General features: G+C 70.4%; 21 protein-coding genes. 12 read left to right on the forward strand and 9 right to left on the reverse strand.

Features of this window, described 5'->3' with window-relative positions:
- Positions 1-145: 145 nt before the first annotated feature.
- Together ACGFY9_RS22985 and ACGFY9_RS22990 are read right to left on the reverse strand one after the other, a co-directional pair.
- Positions 146-808 (reverse strand): TetR/AcrR family transcriptional regulator, encoded by a 663-nt coding sequence (locus ACGFY9_RS22985; protein ID WP_393756830.1) that lies wholly within the window; start codon positions 806-808, stop codon positions 146-148.
- 54 nt (positions 809-862) lie between these two features.
- Positions 863-2,452 (reverse strand): MFS transporter, encoded by a 1,590-nt coding sequence (locus ACGFY9_RS22990; RefSeq protein WP_393756832.1) that lies wholly within the window; start codon positions 2,450-2,452, stop codon positions 863-865.
- 217 nt (positions 2,453-2,669) lie between these two features.
- On the opposite strand from ACGFY9_RS22990, the gene panB reads away from it, so the two are divergent.
- The 3 genes from panB (at position 2,670) to ACGFY9_RS23005 (ending at position 5,630) form a co-directional block, all read left to right on the forward strand.
- Positions 2,670-3,545, forward strand: coding sequence for a 3-methyl-2-oxobutanoate hydroxymethyltransferase (gene panB, locus ACGFY9_RS22995; protein ID WP_393756834.1), 876 nt, complete (start codon positions 2,670-2,672; stop codon positions 3,543-3,545).
- A gap of 244 nt (positions 3,546-3,789) precedes the next feature.
- Entirely contained in the window at positions 3,790-4,809 is a 1,020-nt protein-coding gene (locus ACGFY9_RS23000; protein WP_393756836.1) for an ATP-binding cassette domain-containing protein, read from the forward strand.
- Complete coding sequence (locus ACGFY9_RS23005; RefSeq protein ID WP_393756838.1) at positions 4,806-5,630, forward strand: ABC transporter permease; 825 nt, start codon at positions 4,806-4,808, stop codon at positions 5,628-5,630. Before ACGFY9_RS23000 ends, ACGFY9_RS23005 begins: the two co-directional genes overlap by 4 nt.
- Positions 5,631-5,682: 52 nt before the next feature.
- Here ACGFY9_RS23005 and ACGFY9_RS23010 read toward each other — a convergent pair whose 3' ends face one another.
- The gene (locus ACGFY9_RS23010) at positions 5,683-9,747 is read right to left on the reverse strand and encodes a BTAD domain-containing putative transcriptional regulator (protein WP_393756840.1); all 4,065 of its coding nucleotides are present in this window, start codon (positions 9,745-9,747) and stop codon (positions 5,683-5,685) included.
- Positions 9,748-10,017: 270 nt separating this feature from the next.
- On the opposite strand from ACGFY9_RS23010, the gene ACGFY9_RS23015 reads away from it, so the two are divergent.
- On the forward strand, positions 10,018-10,818 hold the full coding sequence (locus ACGFY9_RS23015; protein WP_393756842.1) for a site-2 protease family protein: 801 nt from the start codon (positions 10,018-10,020) through the stop codon (positions 10,816-10,818).
- On the opposite strand, the gene ACGFY9_RS23020 is transcribed toward ACGFY9_RS23015, so the two are convergent.
- The 3 genes from ACGFY9_RS23020 to ACGFY9_RS23030 form a co-directional block, all read right to left on the reverse strand.
- Entirely contained in the window at positions 10,808-10,978 is a 171-nt protein-coding gene (locus ACGFY9_RS23020; RefSeq protein WP_365299770.1) for a hypothetical protein, read from the reverse strand. The genes ACGFY9_RS23015 and ACGFY9_RS23020 overlap by 11 nt on opposite strands.
- Positions 10,979-11,047: 69 nt before the next feature.
- Positions 11,048-11,788, reverse strand: a complete 741-nt coding sequence (npdG, locus tag ACGFY9_RS23025) for an NADPH-dependent F420 reductase (RefSeq protein ID WP_393756844.1) — start codon at positions 11,786-11,788, stop codon at positions 11,048-11,050.
- A gap of 37 nt (positions 11,789-11,825) precedes the next feature.
- Complete coding sequence (locus ACGFY9_RS23030) at positions 11,826-12,899, reverse strand: exo-alpha-sialidase (protein ID WP_393756846.1); 1,074 nt, start codon at positions 12,897-12,899, stop codon at positions 11,826-11,828.
- 105 nt (positions 12,900-13,004) lie between these two features.
- On the opposite strand from ACGFY9_RS23030, the gene ACGFY9_RS23035 reads away from it, so the two are divergent.
- Both ACGFY9_RS23035 and ACGFY9_RS23040 read left to right on the forward strand, forming a co-directional pair.
- Positions 13,005-13,607: a hypothetical protein gene (locus ACGFY9_RS23035; RefSeq protein ID WP_393756848.1), complete on the forward strand. Its 603-nt coding sequence runs from the start codon at positions 13,005-13,007 to the stop codon at positions 13,605-13,607.
- Positions 13,608-13,665: 58 nt separating this feature from the next.
- Positions 13,666-15,018, forward strand: coding sequence for an MFS transporter (locus ACGFY9_RS23040; protein WP_393756850.1), 1,353 nt, complete (start codon positions 13,666-13,668; stop codon positions 15,016-15,018).
- A 72-nt stretch (positions 15,019-15,090) separates the two neighbouring features.
- Here the strand turns inward: ACGFY9_RS23040 and ACGFY9_RS23045 are convergent, their stop codons facing one another.
- Entirely contained in the window at positions 15,091-15,318 is a 228-nt protein-coding gene (locus tag ACGFY9_RS23045) for a hypothetical protein (RefSeq protein WP_384168572.1), read from the reverse strand.
- 58 nt (positions 15,319-15,376) lie between these two features.
- On the opposite strand from ACGFY9_RS23045, the gene map reads away from it, so the two are divergent.
- Together map and ACGFY9_RS23055 are read left to right on the forward strand one after the other, a co-directional pair.
- Positions 15,377-16,234 (forward strand): type I methionyl aminopeptidase, encoded by an 858-nt coding sequence (gene map / locus ACGFY9_RS23050; protein WP_393756852.1) that lies wholly within the window; start codon positions 15,377-15,379, stop codon positions 16,232-16,234.
- 112 nt (positions 16,235-16,346) lie between these two features.
- The gene (locus ACGFY9_RS23055; RefSeq protein ID WP_393756854.1) at positions 16,347-16,994 is read left to right on the forward strand and encodes a heme oxygenase (biliverdin-producing); all 648 of its coding nucleotides are present in this window, start codon (positions 16,347-16,349) and stop codon (positions 16,992-16,994) included.
- A 153-nt stretch (positions 16,995-17,147) separates the two neighbouring features.
- Here ACGFY9_RS23055 and ACGFY9_RS23060 read toward each other — a convergent pair whose 3' ends face one another.
- Together ACGFY9_RS23060 and ACGFY9_RS23065 are read right to left on the reverse strand one after the other, a co-directional pair.
- Complete coding sequence (locus ACGFY9_RS23060) at positions 17,148-17,792, reverse strand: PhzF family phenazine biosynthesis protein (protein ID WP_393756856.1); 645 nt, start codon at positions 17,790-17,792, stop codon at positions 17,148-17,150.
- Positions 17,785-18,291, reverse strand: a complete 507-nt coding sequence (locus tag ACGFY9_RS23065; RefSeq protein ID WP_393756858.1) for a hypothetical protein — start codon at positions 18,289-18,291, stop codon at positions 17,785-17,787. The genes ACGFY9_RS23060 and ACGFY9_RS23065 overlap by 8 nt, the downstream gene beginning before the upstream one ends.
- A gap of 694 nt (positions 18,292-18,985) precedes the next feature.
- Here ACGFY9_RS23065 and efeO point away from each other — a divergent pair.
- The 4 genes from efeO to ACGFY9_RS23085 are packed head-to-tail and all read left to right on the forward strand — an operon-like array spanning position 18,986 to position 23,243.
- Positions 18,986-20,116 (forward strand): iron uptake system protein EfeO, encoded by a 1,131-nt coding sequence (efeO, locus tag ACGFY9_RS23070; protein ID WP_393756860.1) that lies wholly within the window; start codon positions 18,986-18,988, stop codon positions 20,114-20,116.
- Between the two features lie 9 nt (positions 20,117-20,125).
- Positions 20,126-21,418 carry an iron uptake transporter deferrochelatase/peroxidase subunit gene (efeB, locus tag ACGFY9_RS23075; RefSeq protein WP_393756862.1) on the forward strand — a complete coding sequence of 431 codons (1,293 nt, stop codon included), beginning with the start codon at positions 20,126-20,128 and terminating at the stop codon, positions 21,416-21,418.
- A 3-nt stretch (positions 21,419-21,421) separates the two neighbouring features.
- A complete protein-coding gene (gene efeU, locus ACGFY9_RS23080) occupies positions 21,422-22,294 on the forward strand; it encodes an iron uptake transporter permease EfeU (RefSeq protein ID WP_393756864.1) in 873 nt (290 codons plus the stop codon).
- A complete protein-coding gene (locus ACGFY9_RS23085; protein WP_393756866.1) occupies positions 22,254-23,243 on the forward strand; it encodes a hypothetical protein in 990 nt (329 codons plus the stop codon). Before efeU ends, ACGFY9_RS23085 begins: the two co-directional genes overlap by 41 nt.
- Positions 23,244-23,247: the final 4 nt, after the last annotated feature.

Below are 23,247 nucleotides of genomic sequence, written 5' to 3' on the forward strand. Positions count from 1 at the left end.
CTACGACCCTAGGGGATGATCGGTTCCGATCCGCCGTCCCATGACGGCCGTACGGGTACGAGGACGAACAAGTCGGCGTCCGGAGTTCCGAACACGCGCGGCGGCAGCGCCCTCTGTGACGAAAGGCGCACATTCGGACGGGTGCTCAGATCGCCGGCGCGACCGGCCGCAGGGCCACCAGCACGGTGTCGACGAGGAGTTCGGACAGGCCTTCGGGGAGGTCCGCGTCGAAGCGCATGACGGTGCGCAGGAGCATCGGGCCGACCAGCATGTCGTTCATCAGCTCGGCGTCGATGTCGGCGCGGAGCTCGCCGTTCTCCTGGCCGCGGCGCAGGAGGTCCACCTGCTTGCGGCGGCGGGGCTCCACGACGTTCGCGTGGTAGGCGGCCCACACCTTCGGGCTGCTCTTCATCTGCGCGTACACGTTGTGCAGGAGCACCGAGGACCGGGTCAACAGGCCGCGCTGGCGCAGCTGTTCCATCATGGCCACGAGGTCGTCGCGCAGGGAGGTGCCGGGCAGTTCGGGGTCCTGGGGCTCGGCCTCGCGGACGACGTCGGCGAACAGTTCCTCCTTGCCCGGCCAGCGGCGGTAGATGGTGGCCTTGCCGACACCGGCGGTACGGGCGATGCGCTCGATGGAGAGTTCGGCCAGCGGCACGCCGTCCTCCAGGAGCTTCATCACGCCCTCCGTGATGGCCCGTTCGACGGCCTCGCTGCGTGGGCGTCCTCTGGTGGGCGCGCACGGCCGGGTCCCGCTGTCGGTGCCATGGTCGTTGCCGGTGGCGGTGCCGTTGTCGGCAAGGCTCACTTCACTCCGTCCCTTCCGCTGTTCCCCCGTTCCCGTGTCGGACGATTGTCGTCGTTACTCCCCCACGACGACCAACTCCGGCTCCTCCTTGCCCTCCTGAGGGACCGGAGGCCTGCCGGGCAGGAAGAGGAACGCGACCACGGCGCCGATGACCGCGACGCCCGTGCCGCACAGGGCGGTGACGTGCATGGCGTGCAGGAAGGCGTCGTTGGCCGGGGTGACCAGGGCCCTGCCCTGCGGGCCGAGCTTCGCGGCGACGCCGAGCGTGGCCTCGATGGACTCGCCGGCGGTGTCGCGCAGGGCGGCCGGTACCGAGCCGAGCTTGCCCTCGATGCCGTTGCGGTACGCCGTGGACAGCACCGACCCGAGGACGGCGATGCCGAGGGCGCCGCCGACCTGGCGGAAGGTGTTGCTGAGCGCGGACGCGGAGCCCGCCTTCTCGCGCGGCAGGGCCTGCATGATGACGACGCTGGTCGGGGTCATGACGTGCGCCATGCCCGCGCCCATGAGGAAGAAGATGACCTCCAGGATCCAGATCGGCGTGTCCGCCTTGAGGGTCGCGAAGGCGGCGAGCATCCCGGCGAGCAGGAGCAGGCCGACGCCGGTCGTGACCCGGTTGCCGAACCGGTTGACGACCAGCCGGGCCCGCGGCGCGAAGATCATCTGCGCGGCGGCCAGCGGCAGCATCAGCAGGCCGGTCTGCAGCGGCGAGTAGCCGCGCACGCTCTGGGTGTAGAAGACCGAGAAGAAGGTCACGCCCATCAGCGCGAAGAAGACCAGCGCGATGGCGGCGATCGCGGCCGAGAACACCTTGTTCTTGAAGTACGTGACGTCGATCGACGGGTGGTCGCTGCGCTTCTCGAACCAGACGAACCCGGCGAGCACGACGACACCGGCGATGATCGTCGCCAGCACCTTGGGCGCCGTGAAGTCGGCGAGCTCGCCGCCCTCGATGATGCCGTAGACCAGCAGGACGAGGCCTACGACGGACAGGACGACGCCGACCGGGTCGAGGCGGCCGGGCTTCGGGTCGCGGGAGTCGGGGACCAGCCAGATCATCAGGGCGAGGGCGATCAGCACGATCGGCACGTTGATCAGGAAGACCGAGCCCCACCAGAAGTGGTCGAGGAGCACGCCGCCGGTGATCGGGCCGATGGCGATGGCGAGGCCGACGCCGCCGGCCCAGATGCCGATGGCCTTGGGCTGCTCGTCGCGCTCGAAGACGTTCATGAGGACGGCGAGGGTGGCGGGCATCACGAAGGCGGCGCCGAGGGCCATCAGGGCGCGGTAGCCGATGAGCTGGTCCGGCGAGCCGGACTCGGCGGCCAGCGCGGAGCCGATGCCGAACACGACGAGCCCGCCGAGGAGGACCTTCTTGCGGCCGATCCGGTCACCGAGGAGGCCGGCGGTGAACAGCAGGCCGGCGAAGACGAGGGTGTAGGCGTTGATCGCCCACTCCAGCTCGCTCTGTGTCGCGCCCAGGCCGGTCGGGGCCGGGGTGGAGATGGTCTTGATGGCGACGTTGAGGATCGAGTTGTCGAGCACCACGATGAGCAGGCTCAGCATCAGCACGCCGAGGATGGCCCAGCGGCGGCGGTGCACCGCTTCGGGTATCCGGGTGCCGGGGACGGGTGGAGTGGTCATGCGGTCCAGACTAGGGAGCCGCGGGCTAATTACGATACGGGACCGTGCCGTATCGTAAATATTTTACTCAGGCCTTACGTAAGCCTCCTTACGCATGCTTGCCTACGTGACGCGGGTGACTGGGGTCCCTCTGGCCCTCCGTGGCACGAGGTGCCACCATGGAGGGGATCTGGGGACGCCGTAAGGGTGCCTCAAGATGACTGAAGGAGCCGTTGCAATGACGCAGCTTTCGGCTGCCCAGGCTGGGAAGAACAGCTCCTCCGACGGCAGCAAGGCGCTGTACGGAGGCAAGGGCACACGTCGTATCACCGTCCGGGACATCGCCCTCGCCAAGGAACGCGGCGAGAAGTGGCCCATGCTCACCGCCTACGACGCGATGACCGCGTCCGTCTTCGACGAGGCCGGGATCCCGGTCATGCTCGTCGGGGACTCGGCGGGCAACTGTCACCTCGGGTACGAGTCGACCGTGCCCGTCACACTGGACGAGATGGCCATGCTGTCCGCGGCCGTCGTACGCGGCACGAGCCGCGCCCTGATCGTCGCGGACCTGCCCTTCGGTTCCTACCAGGAGGGTCCGGTGCAGGCGCTGCGCTCGGCGACCCGGCTGGTGAAGGAGGCCGGGGTCGGCGCCGTGAAGCTGGAGGGCGGCGAGCGGTCGCACGAACAGATCCGGTTGCTGGTCGAGTCCGGGATTCCGGTGATGGCGCACATCGGGCTCACCCCGCAGTCCGTGAACTCGATGGGATACCGGGTGCAGGGGCGGGGCGAGGAGGCGGCCCAGCAGTTGCTGCGGGACGCGAAGTCCGTGCAGGACGCGGGGGCGTTCGCTGTTGTCCTTGAGCTGGTGCCGGCGGAGTTGGCGGCCGAGGTGACTCGGGTGCTGCACATTCCTACGGTCGGGATCGGGGCGGGGGCCGAGACCGACGCCCAAGTCCTGGTGTGGACCGACATGTTGGGGCTGACGGGCGGGAAGATGCCGAAGTTCGTCAAGCAGTACGCCGATCTGCGTTCCGTCATGGGCGACGCGGCGAAGGCGTTCGCGGAGGATGTCGTCGGCGGAACGTTCCCGCTTGAGGAGCACTCGGTCCACTGACGTCCTGAACTCATAGAGCCACTGCGGCACATAGGCAGCCCGCCGATCTTCCCCCGTCGGCGGGCTGCCCCCTCTTTTGCGCCTAAACCGGCGCCGCTCTCGCGGAGGTGGTACCTCGCCGTCGTGGTTCCTCAATTGATGGTGGCGGTGATCGTCGGAAGAGTGCCGCTGCCATCGGTCAGCTGTCGGTGGCTGTCGGTGGGATGTAGGCGTTCTGTCGGTCGGCCCTGGCACTGTCATCGGCATGACGCGAATCGACAAGAATTCCGGCGGCGCGGCCGTGTCCGTGCGGGGGCTGGTCAAGCACTACGGCGAGACCAAGGCGCTGGACGGCGTCGACCTGGACGTCCGGGAGGGCACCGTGATGGGTGTGCTCGGGCCGAACGGTGCCGGTAAGACCACCCTCGTACGGATCCTGTCCACGCTGCTCGCCCCGACATCCGGCGAAGCCACCGTCGCCGGCTACGACGTCCTGCGCCAGCCCCGCCAGCTGCGCCGGGTGATAGGCCTCACCGGCCAGTACGCCTCCGTGGACGAGAAGCTCCCGGGCTGGGAGAACCTGTACATGATCGGGCGGCTGCTCGACCTGTCCCGCAAGGACTCCCGAGCCCGCGCCGACGAACTGCTGGAGCGGTTCTCGCTGACGGACGCGGCCAAGCGGCCGGCGAGTACCTACTCCGGCGGTATGCGGCGACGGCTCGACCTGGCCGCCTCGATGATCGGGCATCCGCAGGTGCTGTTCCTCGACGAGCCGACGACCGGGCTCGACCCGCGCACCCGCATGGAAGTGTGGGACGAGGTGAAGTCCATGGTCGGCGGCGGCGTGACCGTGCTGCTCACCACCCAGTACATGGAGGAGGCCGAGGCGCTCGCCTCCGAGCTGACCGTCGTCGACCACGGGAAGGTCGTAGCGAGTGGCGCCATCGACGAGTTGAAGGCCAAGGTCGGGGGGCGGGCGTTGCGCATTCGGCCTGCCGATCCGTTGCAACTGCGGCCGCTGGCACGGGCGTTGGACGAGCTGGGCATCACCGGACTCGCCACCGTCACCGTGGATGTGGAGAGCGGAACCGTCCTGGTGCCGATCCTCAGCGACGAGCAACTGACCGCCGTGGTGGGCGCGGTGAGCGCCCGGGGCATCACCATCGCCTCCATCACCACCGAACTCCCCAGCCTGGACGAGGTGTTCCTGTCCCTCACCGGACACCGCGCCAGCGCCCCGCAGGACTCCGTGCCCACCCACGACCGCGAGGAGGTCGCCGTATGAGCGCCGTCACCGTGAACCCCGCCGGCGTATCGGCGGCGGACCCCCGTATCCCGCTGCGCAACCATCTGCGCCACACCGGCGCGCTGATCCGCCGCAACCTGCTGTGGATCCGGCAGGACCCGGAGTCGATGTTCGACGCCATCCTGTTCCCGGTCATCTTCACGCTGCTGTTCGTGTACGTCTTCGGCGGCTCGATCGGGCAGTCGCTCGGCGGCGGGCAGGAGGCGTACGTGCAGTACGTCGTGCCGGGTCTGCTCGCCATGATGGGCATGAACATGGCCCAGGGGGTGGGCACCGGCTTCAACACCGACTTCCACACCGGGGTCATGGACCGGTTCCGGTCGCTGCCCATCGGGCGCGCCTCGGTGCTGATCGCCAAGATCTCGGTCGAGATGATGCGGATGCTGGTCGCGTCCGCCGTGCTGATGGTCGTCGGTGTCCTCGTCGGCTTCCACATCCACCACTGGCTCGGCATGTTCGCCGCGATCGGACTGTCCGCGGTGTTCGGCTCGGCCCTGATGTGGGTGTTCCTCACCCTCGGCGTGACCATGAAGAGCGCGCAGTCCGTGCAGGCCATGGGCTTCCTGGTGCTGATGCCGCTGCAGTTCGGCTCGTCGATCTTCGCGCCGACCGGGTCGATGCCGGGCTGGCTGCAGAACTTCACCGACTACAACCCGCTGTCCGCCCTGGCCGACGCGGCCCGCGGGCTGATGGTGGGCGGCCCGGTCGCCCACGGCGTGCTGCTGACGCTGGCCTGGTCGGTGGGGCTCACCGCGGTGATGGCCCCGATCTCGATCTACAAGTTCCGCACCAAGACCTGACCGCGCCGGACCGGTACGCACCACAGTCGCGTCCCACCGGTACGCGTCGGCGTCACACCAGGGCGGCGGCCTCCTCCACGGAGAGGCCGCCGCCTTCGGCGTACTCGGCCTCGCAGGTCTCGTAGACCTCGTCGCCGAGCGCGGCCCGCGCGCACCGCTCTGCCCGGAGGTAGACCTCGCGTTCCATCGACGTCGCGACATGCCCGGACGGCAGCAGCGTCCGCGCCGTGACGAGGCAGCGGACACCGTCACGGGCCCGGCTGCCGCCGTCGATCTCGGCGAGGGCGATCGCGGCCACTCCCAGGTACAGCGGGGTCATGTGCGGGGCGATGGCCTCGGACAGCGGGTCGCCCGCCCGCCGCAGCGCCCCCCTGATCTTGTCCAGGGCCTCGTCGTGGTCGCCGTCGACCGTCGCCACCCAGGCCTCCAGGCCGAGGATGTACGCGTCGAAGACGACGAAGTGGGAGATGGAGAACTGCTCGCGCAGCAGGCGCAGTTGCTCGCGCGCCTCGGCGGGCCGACCGGTCAGGGCGAGGTAGCCCGCGAGGAACATCCGGGCGGCGGGCATCGCCTCGTTGCCCCCGCGGGAGGGCTGGTTCTCGACCACCTCGCGCAGGATGCGCTCGCCCCGCTCGGCCTCGCCGCCCTCGACGAGCGCGCTGCCGAGCCGGGCCCTGAGCACGGCCGTCTGACCGTGCGCGCCGAGCCGTTCGGCGTGTTCGATCGCGGCCTCGTAGTCGGCGGCGGCGAGCCCGAACTCGCCGACGCGTTCCCGGGCTTCGGCCCGTGCGGAGAGCGCCTCGGCGGTGCCCCAGACGTCCCCTAGGCGGCGGAAGATCTCCAGCGACTCGTCGGCGTCGCGGACCGCGTCGCCCGCCCAGTCGCTGCGGTTGGCGAGCATGTTGGCGCGCATCTGGAGGGTGGTGGCCAGCTCCCACTCCATCCCGGCGGTGGCACGGCAGGTGCGGACAGCGGCTTCGAGGATGCCCGGCAGCCGGTCCACGTTGCCGGTCATCAGCACGGCGTAGAACCAGAGCATGCCGGGTGTACGGCAGGTCTGCGGGTGTCCGGGTTCGTAGACCTCGGTGATCAGGCGGAGTTTCTCCTTCGCCTCCGGTGCCTCCCAGGCCTCCAACTCCGTGTCCATCCAGCCCAGATGGGCGAGATGGACGCCGCGTCGGGCCTCGGCGAGGAGTTCGCCGGTGAGCGGGGGCGGGATGTCGGTGCAGCGCTGCCAGACGGGTTCGGCGCGCTGGACGGGGGCGGTGAAGGGGTCGGGGCCCAACGCCATCACCTCGACGCACCAGTTGCGGGCCTCGATGCGGACGTCGCGCATCTGCCAGTACCAGACCAGCGACAGGACGAGGCAGATCGCCTCCTGCTCGTCGCGTTCGGCGACGGCGTGCCGCAGGGCGGTGCGGAGGTTCTCGTATTCGAGCTCCAGCCGTCCTACGGCGGCGAGTTGGCCGGGGCCGCGCAGCAACGGGTCGGTGGTGCGGGCGAGTTCGCGGTAGTACGTCAGATGGGCGCGCTCGGCGCGGGGGCGGCGGCCTGCCTCGTCGAGCCGCTCGCCCGCGTACTCGGCGACGGTCTCCAGGAGCCGGTAGCGCATCTCCCCCTCACCCGAAGGGGCCGCCACCACAAGGGACTTGTCGACGAGTGAGCCGAGCGCCTCGAACGCGACGGGCCCGCACACGGCCTCGGCGGCGGCGAGGTCGCAGCCGCCCGCGAAGACGGACAGGGTGCTCAGCACGTCCCGTTCGTCCGCGTCGAGGAGGTCCCAGGACCAGTCGACGACCGCCCGCAGGGTCTGCTGGCGGGGCAGCAGCGTACGGCTGCCCGACGTGAGCAGCCGGAAGCGGTCGTCGAGCCGGTCGGCGATCTGACGTGGCGTCAACATCCTTAGCCGGGCGGCCGCCAGCTCGATGGCGAGGGGCAGTCCGTCGAGGCGGCGGCAGATCTCGGCGCAGGCCTCGGGGTCGTCCTCGACGCTGAACCCCGGCCGGGCGGCGGCACCTCGGTCGGCGAGCAGCCGTAGCGCGACGGGGTCGGGCAGCGGTTCCACCGGGCGCAGCAACTCGCCCGGTACGCCCAGGGGTTCACGGCTGGTGGCGAGCACGGTGAGGCCGGGGCAGCGCTCCAGCAGGGTCTCCACGAGGCGGGCGGCGGCGTCCACGACGTGCTCGCAGTTGTCGAGGACGATCAGCATCCGGCGGCTGCCGCAGTGTTCGGCGAGCCGGTCGACGGGGTCGTCGTGCCGCTCCCCGCCGGCGGCCCGGATCGCCTCGGCGCCGGCGCCGTACATCACGGTCTCGCGCGCGCCGACAGCGGTGAGCACGGCCGTCGGTACGGCGTCGGGGTCGTCCACGGGGGCGAGTTCGGCCAGCCACACCCCGTCCCGCGCCGCGTCCCGCACCCCTTCGGCGGCCTCCTGCGACAGCCGCGTCTTCCCGGCCCCACCGGGCCCGAGCAGCGTCACCAGCCGGGCGGACGCGAGATCACCCCGGATGACGTCGATGTCGGCCTCCCGCCCGACAAAGGAGGTGAGGCGGGCGCGGAGGTTGCCGGGGGGTGAGGTGCGGGGCCCGCCGGGGGTGGTCGGGGCGGGGGTGCTGTTGGCGGGGGCGGGGATATCGGTGCCGGGGCCGCGGTGATCGGCGTTGCCGGAGGGCCTGTGGTCATCGGTGGTACCGGCGGGCCCGGGGTAATCGGCGTCGCCGACGGGCCCGCGGTGATCGGCGTCGCCTACGGCCCCGCGGTGATCGGCGGTGCCGGCAGGCCCGCGGTGATCGGCGTTGCCTACGGCCCTGCGGTGATCTTCGGTGTCGGCAGGCCCGCGGTGATCGGCGGTGCCTGCGGCCCTGTAAAGGGCGTCGCCGGTCGGCCCGCCGTGGCCGTCACGTCCGTCGCCGTCGCCCGGTCCACCGGGTACGTCGCCATAGCCCGGTCCGGCGGGGCCGTCGTAGGCTCCAGGTCCGTCGGATCCGGCACGGCCGTCCGGTCCGCCGTGGGCACCCGGTCCGCCGACCCCGGCATGACCGCCGGACCCGTCGAACCCGCCACGACCGGCGGACCCGCCCTCTCCGGAACCCCTTCCGGATCCGCCATGGCCATCAGAGCCACCGGCCCCTGCACGGCCGCCAGGCCCGCCGAGGCCGCCACGACCACCGGACCCGCCGTGACCGGAACCCCTACCGGATCCGCCATGACCCTCAGAACCACCAGCCCCGGCACGGCCACCAGGCCCACCGAACCCGCCGCGGCCGCCGGCCCCGCCCCGTCCGGAACCCCTACCGGATCCGCCATGACCCTCAGAACCACCGGCCCCTGCACGGCCACCAGGCCCGCCGAGGCCGCCACGACCACCGGACCCGCCGTGACCACCGCCCCCCGGGCTCAGCAACTCCCCGTGCAGCGCCCGCAGTTCGGGGCCCGGGTCGGAGCCCAGCCGGTCCGCCAACAGCTGTCGTACGTCCTCGTACGCGGCCAGTGCCTCCGCCGTGCGGCCCGTCGCGCGGAGGGCACGTAGGCGTAGGGACTGGAGGGGTTCATCCAGGGGGTGGGTGTCGCAGAGGGCGGTCAGTTCGGGGAGGGCGGTGTCCGCGTCGCCGAGGGAGACGGCCGCGGTGAGGCGGGCTCGGCGGGCGTCCAGGTGGCGGGTCTGCCAGCGGGCCGCCTCCGCCGTGCGGTCGGGGAGGTCGGCCAGGGCCGGGCCGTTCCACAGGGCGAGCGCGTCGTCCAGGACCTCGGCCGCCTTCGCGGGGTTGCCGTCGGCCAGCGCCCGCAGCCCCTCCCCCGTCAGCCGCTCGAAACGGTGCAGGTCGATGTCGTCGGGGGCGGCGGCGAGCCGGTAGCCGCTCTCCGCCGAGGTGATCGCGTCGGCGCCGAGCGCCCGGCGCAGCCTGCCCACCAGCGCCTGCAGCGCGCCGGTCGCGTCGGCGGGCGTGTCCACGCCCCACACCTCGTCCACCAGGAGGCTCGCGGGTACGGCCTTGCCGGGCCGCAGCGCGAGCACGGTGAGCAGGGCGCGCAGCCGCGCCCCGCCGACCGGGACGGGGGTGCCGTCGGGGCGGAGTGCCTGGGTGGTGCCGAGAATGCGATAGCGCACGGGGTCCATTGTCTCCGGTGGCGTGGAAAGCGGTCACGGGGTTACGGCGGCGCGGCGCCGGACGCGGTACGACGACCCCGGAGAAGCCCACCAAGAAGCCCCCGAGGGGTGACGGGGTCGTAGAACGCGTGTCAGAGTCCCATGTCCCCACCTTCCCCCGTCCCCTGCCCCTCCCTCTACCTTCCCCGGAACCGACAGCCGCTCGCGAGACGTTTTCCCCTAGTGCCCGGTACCGTCGGGCTTCGCGATCCACCGACCCCCAGCAGGGAGCCCGCCCCCATGACCGCCACCACCACCCGCCCGAGCGACCGGCGGATCAGTCCCGTCTTCCTCGGGATCCTGGCCGTCACGGCGGTGACCGGCTGGGCCACCTGGACCGGGTTCGCCGAGCAGCCGGGCGTCGCCGTGTTCCTGTTCGTGACGGCGGCCTGGATCGTCTCCCTGTGTCTGCACGAGTACGCGCACGCGCGCACCGCCCTGCACAGCGGTGACATCTCGGTCGGCTCGAAGGGCTATCTCACCCTCAACCCGCTGAAGTACACGCACGCCCTGCTCAGCATCGTGCTCCCCGTGATCTTCGTCATCATGGGCGGCATCGGTCTGCCCGGTGGCGCGGTGTTCATCGAGCGCAACCGGATCCAGGGCCAGTGGAAGCACAGCCTGATCTCGGCCGCGGGTCCGCTGACGAACGTACTGTTCGCGGCCGTCTGCACCGCGCCGTTCTGGCTGCACTCGCTGGACGGGGTGCCGCGTGACTTCCGGTTCGCGCTGGCGTTCCTCGCGCTGCTCCAGGTCACGGCCGCGCTGCTGAACTTCCTGCCGGTGCCGGGCCTGGACGGCTACGGCGTGATCGAGCCCTGGCTGTCGTACAACATCAAGCGGCAGGTGGAGCCGTTCGCGCCGTTCGGCCTGCTGTTCGTGTTCGCGCTGCTGTGGGTGCCGTCGATCAACACGTACTTCTTCGATGTGATCGACGCGATCCTGCGCGGGCTGGGCATCAGCGACTTCGAGACCTACTGCGGCCAGAACCTGTACCGCTTCTGGCAGGGCAGCAACGAGTTCTGCTCGATCAGCGGGTGACCGAGCGGCCGCGCTTCAGGTAGTACCAGCACATGTTGGACGAGAGGCCCGCGAGCAGTACCCACACGATCCCCAGCAGGCTGCCCTGTACGAAGGAGACGACCGCCGCGGCCACGGCGAGCAGGCAGACGACGAGGGCGTAGAGGGCGAGGCGGGGCATGGGGTCGGCTCCTGTCGGCAGAACATGGGGGACGCTGAAGGCTGGTCGCCACCAGTGTCCCCCACCCGCTCAGACGTCCGTGACGCGCAGTCCCGCGTGTGCCTTGTAGCGGCGGTTGACGGAGATCAGGTTCGCGACCAGGGACTCCACCTGGTGCGCGTTGCGCAGCCGGCCGGCGAAGACACCGCGCATGCCGGGGATACGGCCGGCCAGCGCCTGCACGATCTCGACGTCGGCGCGCTCCTCGCCCAGCACCATCACGTCCGTGTCGATCTCGGCGATCTCCGTGTCCATGAGCAGCACCGCCGACAGGTGGTGGAAGGCGGCGGCGACCCGCGAGCCGGGCAGCAGGGCGGCGGCCTGTTCGGCGGCGCTGCCCTCCTCCGGCTTCAGCGCGTAGGCGCCCTTCTTGTCGAAGCCGAGCGGGTTGACGCAGTCGACGACGAGCTTGCCGGCCAGTTCCTCGCGCAGCGACTCCAGGGTCTTGCCGTGACCGTCCCAGGGCACGGCAACGATCACGACATCGCTGCGGCGCGCGGTCTCGGCGTTGTCGGCGCCCTCGACCCCGTGGCCGAGTTCGTCGGCGGCGGCCTGCGCGCGCTCGGCGGCGCGGGAGCCGATGATCACCTTCTGGCCGGCCTTGGCGAGCCGGTATGCGAGGCCCTTGCCCTGCGGCCCGGTCCCGCCGAGCACGCCGACGACCAGTCCGGAGACGTCGGGGAGGTCCCACGGGTCCTTGGCGGGGGCCTTCGCGGGGGCGGTCCCGGAGGCCGTCGCGGGGGTCTGTGCAGCACTGTCGGTAGAGGTCATGGGCCGACTTTACGTCCGCCTCCGCACCCGTATCGGCTCAGGTGAGGTCCGTCACGGGGACCCGCCGGAACGTGATTGTCTCGTACGGCCCGAAGTCGCCGGTCTCGTAGAGGAGTCCGACCGTGTCGTCGTCGATCCGTACGAGGTCGGAGTACGCGGCGGGCAGCCCGTCGACCGTGTGCACGGGGCGCCAGGTGGTGCCGTCGTCGGTGGAGGCGCGCAGGGTCATCAGGGCGCGGGCGGCCGGGTCGCCGGGGCCGGAGTACAACAGCACGTCGGGGTCGCGGAGTTGGAGGACGCTCGCCTCGCAGATCGGGGCGGTGAGGCCGGCCTGCGGGCGGAAGGGCTCCACGAGGGTCCTGCCGCCGTCCGCCGAGTACGCGTCGGCGCGGTGACCGGGGGCCGTCGCGTCGTTGCGGGTGTTGAAGTAGACGCGCCCGTCGGGGAGTTCGGCGGCGGTGGTCTCGTTGCAGTTGACGTAGCCGTCCGGGTTCTCGTCGACGTAACCGATCGACCAGGTCTCGCCCTTGTCGTCGCTGAGCAGACAGTGGCCGCTGTTGTACTTCGCCTCGTTGCCCACGTCCTTGCCGGTGGGCGGGATCGTGTGGTTGGCGGCGACGACCACCCGGCCGGTGCTCAGCTGGATCGCGTGCCCGGGCGTGGTGGCGTACCAGCGCCACTCGGGCTTCTTCACCTGCGCGGTGATCTCCTTCGAACTCGACCAGGTGACACCGTCGTCGTCGCTGTAGCGCACCCAGATCCGCCGCCCGTCGGCCGCCGGCACCTGGCCGCGCAGGATGGCGTCCTCGGTGGCGGTGGCGGTCGCGCGGACGTACACGAGCAGGATGCGGCCGGTGTCGAGGACGACGGGGGCCGGATTGCCCGCGAGGTGGGGGCCGTTGGTGGCGGCGGCAATGAGCGGGCCCCAGGTGCGGCCGCCGTCCGTGGAGCGCCGTAGGACGATCTCGATGTGGCCGTGGTCGCTCGCGGAGTCGACCCGGCCCTCGCAGAACGCCAGGACGGTGCCGGCGGAACTCACCACGACCGCCGGGATGCGGTAGCTCGCGTAGCCTCCCTGGCCTGCGACGAAGGGGACGGTTACCTCTGTCATGAGTTGACTCCTTGTGTGGCCTATGAGCCCGCACCATCCCCAAGTTGGGCGAATTCGTGGTGAACTCCACGTCACGAACGGCCGGTTGGGGCAGGATGCTCGGTCATGGATGCCGTACGGGTCGCGCTGTTGCGTGAAGTGCTCGCCGGGACCGAGTGGTTGGGGGCGACGCGACGGTTCGCGGGGGTGCTGCGCGGGTCGGTGGTGTCGCACGGGGGCGGGCTGCTGCTGGTGGGCACGCCCGCGTACGAGCCGTGGCATCTCGCGGCGCACCTCGTCGACGAGGCCGCGTGGTCGGGTACGCCCGAGCTGGCACCGACTCTCGTACGGCATGACGCGCGCCCCTCGGATCCGGCGCACCTGGCCGTCGGGCTCGGCCGGATCGAGGCGGCCCGGCGTGGTGAGACGCTGCTGGTGGTGTCGCCGGAGGGCCCTGGCGACCCCCTCCTGGAGCGGGTGCACGACGCCCGCCGGGCCGGGGCGACCGTCCTCTCCCTGGGCTCCGAGAACCGTGAACTCGCCTCCCTGGCCCACGAGTCGCTCCCCGTACCCGAGGGCACGGACCTGGACCTCGACACCGTCCAGCACCTGGTGAGCGCGGCGGCCGGGGAGAACGTGCTGCCGGCGACACGGGGGCGACGACGTTTCCGTGACCGCCTGTCCCGGCTGACCGACCAGCTCACCGCGCCCCCGCCCACACCCTGGTAGCCGGACCGGGGAGAAATCCGGTTGCCAGGTCCCCACACCGCCCCGACCATTGCCCCTCGTGACCGACAGCACGGATCCCCCCGCCGAACCCCCCACGGGCCTCCGCGCCCTCCTCCCCGACCTGGCCCCCTGGCACGCCTCCGCCGACTTCCGCAGGCTCTGGATCGCGGGGCTGGTGTCGAGCTTCGGGAGTTTTCTGACGTTCGTCGCGCTCCCGGTGCAGATCAAGGAACTCACGGGCTCCGCGGCGGCGGTGGGCACGGTCGGTGCCGTGGAGTTGGTGCCGCTGATCGTGTTCGGGCTCTACGGCGGTGCGCTCGCCGACGCGTGGGACAAGCGGAAGCTGATCGTGTGGACCGAGGCCGGGCTCGGTGTGCTGTGCGGGGCGCTGCTCTTCAACTCGCTGCTGCCGGAGCCCGCCGTGTGGCCGCTGTATGTGATCGCGGCCCTGACCGCCGTCCTCGGTGCGATCCAGCGGCCCGCGCTGGACTCGCTGTGGCCGCGGATCGTGGCGCACGAGCACATGACGGCCGCGTCGGCGCTCAACTCCCTGCGCTGGACGGTCGGCGGGGTCACGGGACCGGCGGTGGCGGGGGTGGTCGTGGCGTTCGCGGGGCTGCCGTACGCGTTCGCGGCGGACACGGTGACGTATGCGCTGTCCGTCGTCCTGATCTTCCGTATCGCCGCCTCGCCCGGCGCCCACGAGGCGCAGAAGCCCTCGCTGAAGTCGATCGCGGAGGGTGCCCGGTACGCCTGGAGCCGCAAGGAACTCCTCGGGACGTACGCCATCGACCTGGCGGCGATGTTCTTCGCGATGCCGCTCGCGGTGCTGCCGTTTCTCGCCGATGATCTGCACGCGCCGTGGGCGCTGGGGCTGATGTACTCGACCGTCCCGGCCGGTGCCCTGCTGGTGAGCATGACCAGCGGCTGGACCTCGCGGATCCACCGGCACGGGCGGATGGTGGTGCTGGCGGCCGCGTTGTGGGGCGCGGCGATCGCCTGCGCGGGCGCGGTCGGCAACGTGTGGCTGGTGCTGCTGTTCCTCACCGTCGCGGGCGGCTGCGACATGGTCAGCGGCATCTTCCGCGGGGTCATCTGGAACCAGACGATCCCGGACGAGCTGCGCGGCCGGCTCGCCGGGATCGAGCTGCTGTCCTACTCGGTGGGCCCTCAGCTGGGCCAGGTCAGGTCCGGTGGCATGGCCGCCCTGACCGGGGTGCGGACCTCGGTGTGGGCGGGCGGCCTGATGGGCGTGGGCGCGGTGGGGCTGCTGGCCGTGGGACTGCCGAAGCTGATGTCGTACGACGCGCGGACGGACGAGCACGCGCTACGGCTGAAGGCGCAGCGCGCGGCGACGACTCCTACGACCCGTACGCCCCCAACGACCCCCGCGGCCCCGGCCGATGCCTGAGCGGTCGGCGCCGCCGGCCGTCGTAGCGCGGCCTGATCAAGTCACCGCCGGTGCCGTCGTAGCGCAGGCCGGTCAGTCGTCCTCGGTCCCCTTGGCGGCGTCGTGCCACTTGGGGTCGTTCTCCCACTCCAGGTTGCGCTCGCGGGCCGTCTCCATCGCGTGCTCGGCCTCGGCGCGGGTGGTGTAGGGCCCGAAGCGGTCCTTGGCGGGGCACTCCGGCCCCTCCTCGACCTTCTTGTGTTCGAGGCAGTAGTACCACTCGCCGGGCTTCCCGACCGTGCGCTTCTTGAACAGGGCCATCAACGGCTCCTTTCCCTACGGCCATGTTCCCCCATGTCCGCTGGTTAGACTCGCTGGCATGTCTGGCCAGTCGCTGCTCGTACCAGGGGAGCTCTCCCCCACCCGTCCCGTGCCCGGAAACATCCGTCGCCCCGAGTACGTCGGCAAGCCCGCGCCGACCCCGTACACCGGGCCGGAGGTGCAGACCCCCGAGACGATCGAGGCGATGCGCGTCGCCGGGCGGATCGCCGCGCGGGCGATGGCGGAGGCCGCGAAGATCATCTCGCCGGGGGTGACCACGGACGAACTCGACCGCGTGGCGCACGAGTACATGTGCGACCACGGCGCCTACCCGTCCACGCTCGGCTACCGCGGCTTCCCCAAGTCCCTGTGCACCTCGCTCAACGAGGTGATCTGCCACGGCATTCCGGACTCCACGGTGCTGCGCGACGGCGACATCATCAACCTCGACGTGACGGCGTACATCGGCGGGGTGCACGGCGACAACAACGCGACCTACCTGGTCGGTGACGTCGACGAGGAGTCCCGGCTGCTGGTCGAGCGCACGCGTGAGTCCCTGGACCGCGCGATCAAGGCGGTCAGGCCGGGCCGGCAGATCAACATCATCGGCCGGGTCATCGAGTCGTACGCCAAGCGCTTCGGCTACGGCGTGGTCCGGGACTTCACCGGCCACGGCATCAACTCGTCCTTCCACTCCGGCCTGATCGTCCCGCACTACGACAGCCCGCACGCGACGACGGTCATCCAGCCCGGGATGACGTTCACGATCGAGCCGATGCTGACGCTGGGGACGTACGAGTACGACATGTGGGACGACGGGTGGACGGTCGTCACGAAGGACCGGAAGCGGACGGCTCAGTTCGAGCACACGTTGGTGGTGACGGACACGGGGGCGGAGGTCCTGACGCTGCCGTAGCACGTCGAGACCCGTCCTCGGCCGAGGACGGGTCTTTTCTTGTACGCTTTTACCGACAGGGTGTCGGTAAACCTGTTGACTTAGGTAAGGCTTGCCTTAGAGGATAGGGTTCATGGACTCCTTCTCGACAGTCATCCGCACCGCGTCCCACGAACAGCACGTGGAGGCCGAGACCTCCACCTTCATGAGCGATCTGCTCGGCGGCCGACTGGGCGTGGACGCGTACGCCCGGTACACCGAGCAACTGTGGTTCGTCTACGAGGCGTTGGAGACCGGGGCGGAGCGCCTCGCGGCGGATCCGGTGGCCGGGGCGTTCATCCAGGCCGAGTTGTTCCGGCTGCCGGCGCTGGAGCGGGACCTTGAGCATCTGCGGGGTGCGGAGTGGCGTTCCGGGCTGACGGCACTGCCGGCGACCCGGGCCTACACGGAACGGGTGCGGGAGTGCGCGGAGTCGTGGCCGGCCGGGTACATCGCCCATCACTACACCCGTTACCTCGGGGATCTCTCCGGCGGGCAGATCATCCGGGACAAGGCGGAGCGGACGTGGGGGTTCTCCCGGAAGGGGGACGGGGTCCGGTTCTATGTGTTCGAGGGGATCGGGAACCCGGCGGCGTTCAAGCGGGGATACCGGGAGCGGTTGGATTCCGTGCCGGTCGATGATCTGGAGAAGCAGCGGGTCGTGGCCGAGTGCAAGCGGGCGTTTGCCTTGAACACCGGGGTGTTTCGGGCTCTGGGTGCGGAGTTTCCGCTGTCGGCTTGAGTGTCTGTCTGCGGGTGCGTTGCTGGGGGCTCCGCCCCCAGACCCCCGATCGGCCCTGAAGGGGCCTCGTCCTCAAGCGCCGGACGGGCTGTATATTGCCGGCCTGCGTGGTGAAGTGGCCGCCATTACGGAGGAGTTGGTGTCACGGAGCCGTCAGCGTTCCAGGAACACCCGTCCCCCGACCTCGACCCAACCCCCCGGCTGCGGCGCCGTAAGTATCTGGGAACCCGTGCCCTGCGTGATGTTGAGAGCCCGGCCCAGCTGGTCGGTCAGCAACAACGCCGCCGCACCCGTCGCCTCGTCCTCGTGGATGCCGTCGTCGCGGCCGGGGAACGCTCGGGCGCGGATGCGGCCCGCTGCCTCGTCCTCCCAAGCCCAGGCGTAGATCCACTCGCCGGGCGGGGGCACGGGGAGGGCGTCGACCTCGGGGGCGGTGGCGTACTGGCGCAGGGTGCGGGGCGGGGCCCACTCCGGGAGGGCCTCGATCCAGCTGAACTCGCCGTCCAGGCGGGCGCCCACGACGCCTGCGGGGGTGACCAGTTCGGGTATGTCCAGGAGCCAGGCCGTGCCGACGCAGGGGTGGCCGGCGAAGGGCAGGCGCGTGGTCGGGGTGTAGATGTCGATGACCCCGCGCTCGGGGTCGTCGACGAACACCGTCTCGCTGAAGCCGAGTTTCCCGGCGAACACCTGCCGCTCGTCCGGGTCCGGCATGACGGAACCCTCGCGGACGACGCCGAGTTCATTGCCGTATCCGCCGCTGGGCCCGCAGAAGACACGCAGTACGTCGTAGTCAGTCACGGGGGCATTCAAACACCGCGCGGGCGGCGAGGTCATCCCAGGTGGGGGCTCCACCGGGGAGGGGCCAGGTGAGGGTGGGGGCCTCGTCGTACGGCAGCGAGGACAGCGTGTCCTCGTACGCCGTTTCCAGGACGGCCCGTTGGCGCTCAGGGGTCTGCGGGCGCTCCGCGAACTGGCGCATGCGTTGTTCGTGCGCCTCGGTCAGCTCGTCTGCGGTGCGGCGCCAGTCCTCGTCGTCCGGTGCGCGGTACAGGACGACGCACGGCGGGGTCCTGCCCTCCGCCAGTGCCGCCACGGCACGGTCGTGGCCGTCGAGGAGTGCCCAGCCGTCGAACGGCGTCACCCGCCACAGGAGGACGGGGGCGGGCGTGTCCTCCTGAACGTGCTTGCGGTAGGCCTTCACGCGTGGCACGTCCGTGGGCGAGAGCGGGCGTAGCGGTACGACGCCCTCCCAGCCTCCCGCGCACCAGTCGAGGTGGCAGGCGGGCCAGTCGCGCATGAAGTCGCCCCACCCACGTACGCCGGGAACTTGCGCCGCTCGCGGAGGTACCAGCGTGCGTCGTGCAGTGGGCCCTCCTTCGCCTCCTCCAGCCAACGCGCGTACTGGTGAATCCAGTTGCCGGGGTTTCTCATCAGGTCCGACCGGATGCGCGGCGACGGTGAGCGGAAGCCTTCGAGCCGGTGCACGAAGAGACCCTCGTGCGAACAACCGCCCTCCGCCGTCTCGAAGCGCAACGAAGGCAGGCCGGGACGGTCCCGCACATCGAGTACGAGACCGCCCGGCCCGAGCAGTTCCCTGCGGCCCCTCTTCATGGTCATGAGGAGCAGTCTGGGGGACCTACGACCGCCCCGACACCCGATTACGCCTCCGTACGCCGCCTGCGCATCGCGAACACCACGCCCGCGCCCGAAGTCGAGCCCGTCGTACCGGAGTTGGTGGTGCTGCCGGGCGAGCCCGTGAGGTGTTCCCGCATCCGCGCACGGGGGCGGTCGTGGTGGCACCGAAACGCCCCGCTTGACCTTCTCTTGACCATTACTTGCCGTTTGTTTTCCGCCGTCGAGATCAAGCCGTGTCTGTGATTTTTCTGTGGGCAGTGAATACCGGACCGCGCGGGTAGGACTGAGGTAAGCCTCAGGTAAGTTAGGGCAGCCTCACCACACTGCCTCGCCAGACACTTCCGCTTGGAGCCTGCATGCGTGCCGTCCGACTTCCCGTCGCCACCGCCGTCGCCGCCGCGGCCGCACTGACCGCCGTCACGGCGTGCACCGCGAAGAGCGACGCCAAGGACGGCGACGCGATCCAGGTGACCGCGGCCGACTCCAAGTGCACGACCTCGGCGACGTCGATCCCGGCCGGACAGGTCACGCTGAAGATCGAGAACACCGGCTCGAAGGCGACCGAGGTCGAGATCCTCTTCCCGGACGACCGGATCGTCTCCGAGAAGGAGAACATCGGGCCGGGAACGAAGTACACGCTCACCGCTGAAGTGAAGGCGGGGTCGTACGAGATCGCCTGCCGGCCGGGGATGAAGGGGCACGGTGTGCGGCAGAAGCTGACCGTCACCGGGGGCAGCGTCGCCAAGCGCGACCCGAAGCTGGACGCGGCCGTCGCCGCCTACCGCGAGTACGCGCAGGAGCAGGCCGACGCGACGATCCCGAAGGTGGAGACCTTCGCCAACGCCATCAAGGCGGGCGACCTCACCGCCGCCAAGAACGCCTACGCGCCCTCCCGTTACGGCTGGGAGGCCACCGAGCCGATCGCCGAGTCGTTCGGGGACATCGACCCGAAGACCGACACCCGCGTCAACGACCTGGAGAAGGGCCAGAAGTGGACCGGCTGGCACGCGCTGGAGAAGGCCCTGTGGCAGGACAAGAAGATCGGCGCCGAACAGAAGGCCCTCGCCGCCGAGTTGGTCACCGATCTGAAGGACTGGCAGAAGCGCGTCGGCAAGGCCGAGATCACCCCGACCTCCATGGCCAACGGTGCCAAGGAACTCCTCGACGAGGTCGCCACCGGCAAGGTCACCGGTGAGGAGGACCGTTACTCGCACACCGACCTGAGCGACTTCAAGGGCAATGTCGAGGGCGCGCAGAAGGCGTACGAGCTGCTGAAGCCGGTCGCGCGGAAGAACGACGCGGCCCTCACCACCGAACTCGACAAGCAGTTCGCCGCGTTGAACACGCTGCTCGACAAGTACCGCTCGACCTCGGACGGCTTCGTGTCGTACGACAAGGTCACCGCCGACCAGCGCAAGGAGCTGTCGGACGCGGTCAACGCCCTTGCGGAGCCGCTGTCCAAGCTCGCCGCCGCCGTCGTGAAGTAGGGGATCACCATGGCCGAGACCCCGAAATCCGAGACCACGCCCCAGAAATCCGAGAGCCCCTCCCGTCGTTCGCTCATCGGCTGGGGCGGTGCCGGGCTCGCGCTCGGTGCCGTCGCGGCCGGTGGCGCGGTGGCGATGACCCGGGTCGGCGACGATGTCGATCCGGCCGGTGCCGACACCGGTGCCGCGGTCGCCTTCCACGGCGCCAACCAGGCCGGCATGGCCACACCCGTGCAGGACCGGCTCCACTTCGCCGCGTTCGACGTGAAGACCGACGACCGCGCCGAGTTCGTGCGGATGCTGAAGGACTGGACGGCCGCCGCCCGCCGGATGACCGGTGGGCACGCGGTCGGCGAGGGTGCCTACGGCGGGCTCGCCGAGGCGCCGCCGGACGACACCGGTGAGGCGCTGGGGCTGAAACCCTCGCGGCTGACCCTCACCATCGGCTTCGGGCCGGGGTTCTTCGACCACTTCGGGCTCAAGGGCAGTCGTCCTGAAGCCCTGGTCGACCTGCCGCAGTTCCCCGGCGACAACTTCGACAAGTCCCGTACGGGCGGGGACCTTTGCGTCCAGGCCTGTGCGGACGATCCGCAGGTCGCCGTGCACGCGATCCGCAACCTGGCCCGTATCGGCTTCGGCAAGGTCGCCATCCGCTGGTCCCAACTGGGCTTCGGGAAGACCTCGTCGACGACCCCGGGGGCTCAAACCCCGCGCAATCTCATGGGGTTCAAGGACGGCACCCGCAACATCGCGGGGACCGAGACGGACCGGCTGAAGAAGTTCGTGTGGGTGGGCGAGGGCGACAACAGCGCGAACTCGGCCTGGATGACCGGGGGTTCGTATCTCGTCGCCCGGCGCATCCGGATGAACATCGAGACCTGGGACCGGACCTCGCTGCAGGAGCAGGAGGACGTCTTCGGGCGGGACAAGGGCGAGGGCGCTCCGGTCGGCAAGGCGAAGGAACACGACGCGCCCTTCCTGAAGGCGATGAAGCCCGACGCGCACGTCCGGCTCGCGCACCCCGACTCCAACAGCGGGGTCACCATCCTGCGCCGGGGCTACTCCTTCACCGACGGCACCGACGGCCTCGGCCGTCTCGACGCGGGCCTGTTCTTCCTGGCCTACCAGCGCGACGTACGCAAGGGATTCATCCCGCTCCAGCGGAAGCTGTCGGCGTCCGACGCGCTCAACGAGTACATCCAGCACGTGGGTTCGGCGGTCTTCGCCGTCCCGCCGGGCGTCCGTGACAAGGACGACTGGTGGGGCAGCACGCTGTTCTCCAAGGACGCGAAGGAGTCGTAGACCGTGTTCTCGAACTATCTGATCGGTCTGCGCGAGGGGCTGGAAGCCAGTCTCGTCGTCTGCATCCTGATCGCCTATCTCGTCAAGACGGGCCGGCGGGACGCGCTGAAGCCGATCTGGATCGGCATCGTCGTCGCGGTGCTCATCGCGATGGGCTTCGGCTGCGCGCTCGAATTCGGCTCGCAGGAGATGACGTTCCAGGCGCAGGAGGCGCTCGGCGGGTCGCTGTCGATCCTCGCGGTCGGTCTGGTGACGTGGATGGTGTTCTGGATGCGGCGCACCGCCCGGCACCTGAAGACCGAACTGCACGGCAAGCTGGACGCGGCCCTCGCGATGGGCACGGGCGCGCTGGTCGCCACCGCTTTCCTCGCCGTCGGCCGCGAGGGCCTGGAGACCGCCCTGTTCGTGTGGGCGTCGGTGCACGCGGCGAGCGACGGCACCCCGCGCCCGCTGGTCGGCGTAGGACTGGGTCTGGCCACGGCGGTGTTCCTGGGCTGGCTGTTCTACCGGGGCGCGCTGAAGATCAACCTCGCGAAGTTCTTCACCTGGACCGGGGCGATGCTGGTCGTCGTCGCGGCGGGTGTACTGGCATACGGCTTCCACGACTTGCAGGAGGCCGACTGGCTCCCGGGGCTGACGAAGCTGGCCTTCGACATCAGCGACACGATCCCGCCGGACAGCTGGTACGGCACCCTCCTGAAGGGCGTTTTCAACTTCCAGCCGGACCCGACGGTCCTGCAGATCACGGTGTGGCTGCTGTACCTGGTCCCCACGCTCGCCCTGTTCTTCGCCCCGGTAGGGTTCGCCTCCGGGAAGGGGAAGGTGAAGACACCTGATGAGCAGGGATCGCAGCCCTCGAAGGCTCCGCAGGCTTGACCGGCGCGTACTGATAGCGGCCTCGGTGACCGCTTTGTCGCTGACGGCGAGCGGTTGCGTGGTGGTCCACGGCGAGCGGGAGGTCCTCCCGGCCACCACCCGCGCCGAGGCCGCGACGGCGCTCCAGCAGTTCACGACCGCGTACAACGCGGCCGACAAGGCGTACGACAGTTCGCTGGACGCCGCTCATGTCACCGGCGCGCTCGGTGACATCGACGCGGCGCGGCTGAAGGCGGGGCACACCAACTCGCCGTCCGGGAACGCGAACTACTCGCCGCTGGAGCTGACGGACGCGAAGTTCACCATCCCGAAGAAGGCCGGCTGGCCGCGCTGGTTCGTGGCCGACACCGCCGCCAACAAGGGTGGCGGGGCCCGGTGGTTGCTGGTCTTCACCCGCAACGACCTCTCCGAGCCGTGGCAGGTGGCGTATCTGACGCTGCTCGCGCCCAGTGCCGTACCGAAGTTCAAGACCGACAAGGACGGCTGGGCGGAGGCCGTACCGGCGAACTCGACCGAACTGGCCGTCGCGCCGGGCGAGTTGAGCCAGAGCTATGCGACGTATCTGAAGAGCGGTGGGTCGGACTTCGCGGACGGGACGCACACCAGTGCGTGGCGTGCGGACCGGGAGAAGGCCACCAAGCCCGGCCTGGCCGTCCAGTTCCTCGACCAGCCGCTGACGAGCGGCGACTACGCGCCGCTGGCGCTGCGTACGGCGGACGGCGGGGCACTGGTGTTCTTCACCACGCGGTACTTCCAGAAGGAGACCGCGGCGGAGGGCACGTCGGTGCCGACGCAGAACAAGGACGTACAGGCGCTGACGACGGGTGAGGTGGAGCAGTCCCTCACCCTTCAACTCATCTCGAACGAGGTGGCGTTGGACCCGAAGCGGGGCGGGAAGGTGTCGGTGCTGGGGCGGATCGAGGGGCTGACCTCCGCGCAGGGCGGCTGACCTC

The organism is Streptomyces sp. NPDC048504 (assembly GCF_043200035.1).
Lineage (GTDB): Bacteria > Actinomycetota > Actinomycetes > Streptomycetales > Streptomycetaceae > Streptomyces.

Coding starts and splice junctions, on each gene's coding strand:
- ACGFY9_RS22990 (WP_393756832.1), bottom strand. CDS start 2,452: ATGACCACTCCACCCGTCCCCGGCACCCGGATACCCGAAGCGGTGCAC.
- panB (WP_393756834.1), top strand. CDS start 2,670: ATGACGCAGCTTTCGGCTGCCCAGGCTGGGAAGAACAGCTCCTCCGAC.
- ACGFY9_RS23000 (WP_393756836.1), top strand. CDS start 3,790: ATGACGCGAATCGACAAGAATTCCGGCGGCGCGGCCGTGTCCGTGCGG.
- ACGFY9_RS23005 (WP_393756838.1), top strand. CDS start 4,806: ATGAGCGCCGTCACCGTGAACCCCGCCGGCGTATCGGCGGCGGACCCC.
- ACGFY9_RS23010 (WP_393756840.1), bottom strand. CDS start 9,747: ATGGACCCCGTGCGCTATCGCATTCTCGGCACCACCCAGGCACTCCGC.
- ACGFY9_RS23015 (WP_393756842.1), top strand. CDS start 10,018: ATGACCGCCACCACCACCCGCCCGAGCGACCGGCGGATCAGTCCCGTC.
- ACGFY9_RS23020 (WP_365299770.1), bottom strand. CDS start 10,978: ATGCCCCGCCTCGCCCTCTACGCCCTCGTCGTCTGCCTGCTCGCCGTG.
- npdG (WP_393756844.1), bottom strand. CDS start 11,788: ATGACCTCTACCGACAGTGCTGCACAGACCCCCGCGACGGCCTCCGGG.
- ACGFY9_RS23030 (WP_393756846.1), bottom strand. CDS start 12,899: ATGACAGAGGTAACCGTCCCCTTCGTCGCAGGCCAGGGAGGCTACGCG.
- ACGFY9_RS23035 (WP_393756848.1), top strand. CDS start 13,005: ATGGATGCCGTACGGGTCGCGCTGTTGCGTGAAGTGCTCGCCGGGACC.
- ACGFY9_RS23045 (WP_384168572.1), bottom strand. CDS start 15,318: ATGGCCCTGTTCAAGAAGCGCACGGTCGGGAAGCCCGGCGAGTGGTAC.
- map (WP_393756852.1), top strand. CDS start 15,377: ATGTCTGGCCAGTCGCTGCTCGTACCAGGGGAGCTCTCCCCCACCCGT.
- ACGFY9_RS23055 (WP_393756854.1), top strand. CDS start 16,347: ATGGACTCCTTCTCGACAGTCATCCGCACCGCGTCCCACGAACAGCAC.
- ACGFY9_RS23065 (WP_393756858.1), bottom strand. CDS start 18,291: ATGCGCGACTGGCCCGCCTGCCACCTCGACTGGTGCGCGGGAGGCTGG.
- efeO (WP_393756860.1), top strand. CDS start 18,986: ATGCGTGCCGTCCGACTTCCCGTCGCCACCGCCGTCGCCGCCGCGGCC.
- efeB (WP_393756862.1), top strand. CDS start 20,126: ATGGCCGAGACCCCGAAATCCGAGACCACGCCCCAGAAATCCGAGAGC.
- ACGFY9_RS23085 (WP_393756866.1), top strand. CDS start 22,254: ATGAGCAGGGATCGCAGCCCTCGAAGGCTCCGCAGGCTTGACCGGCGC.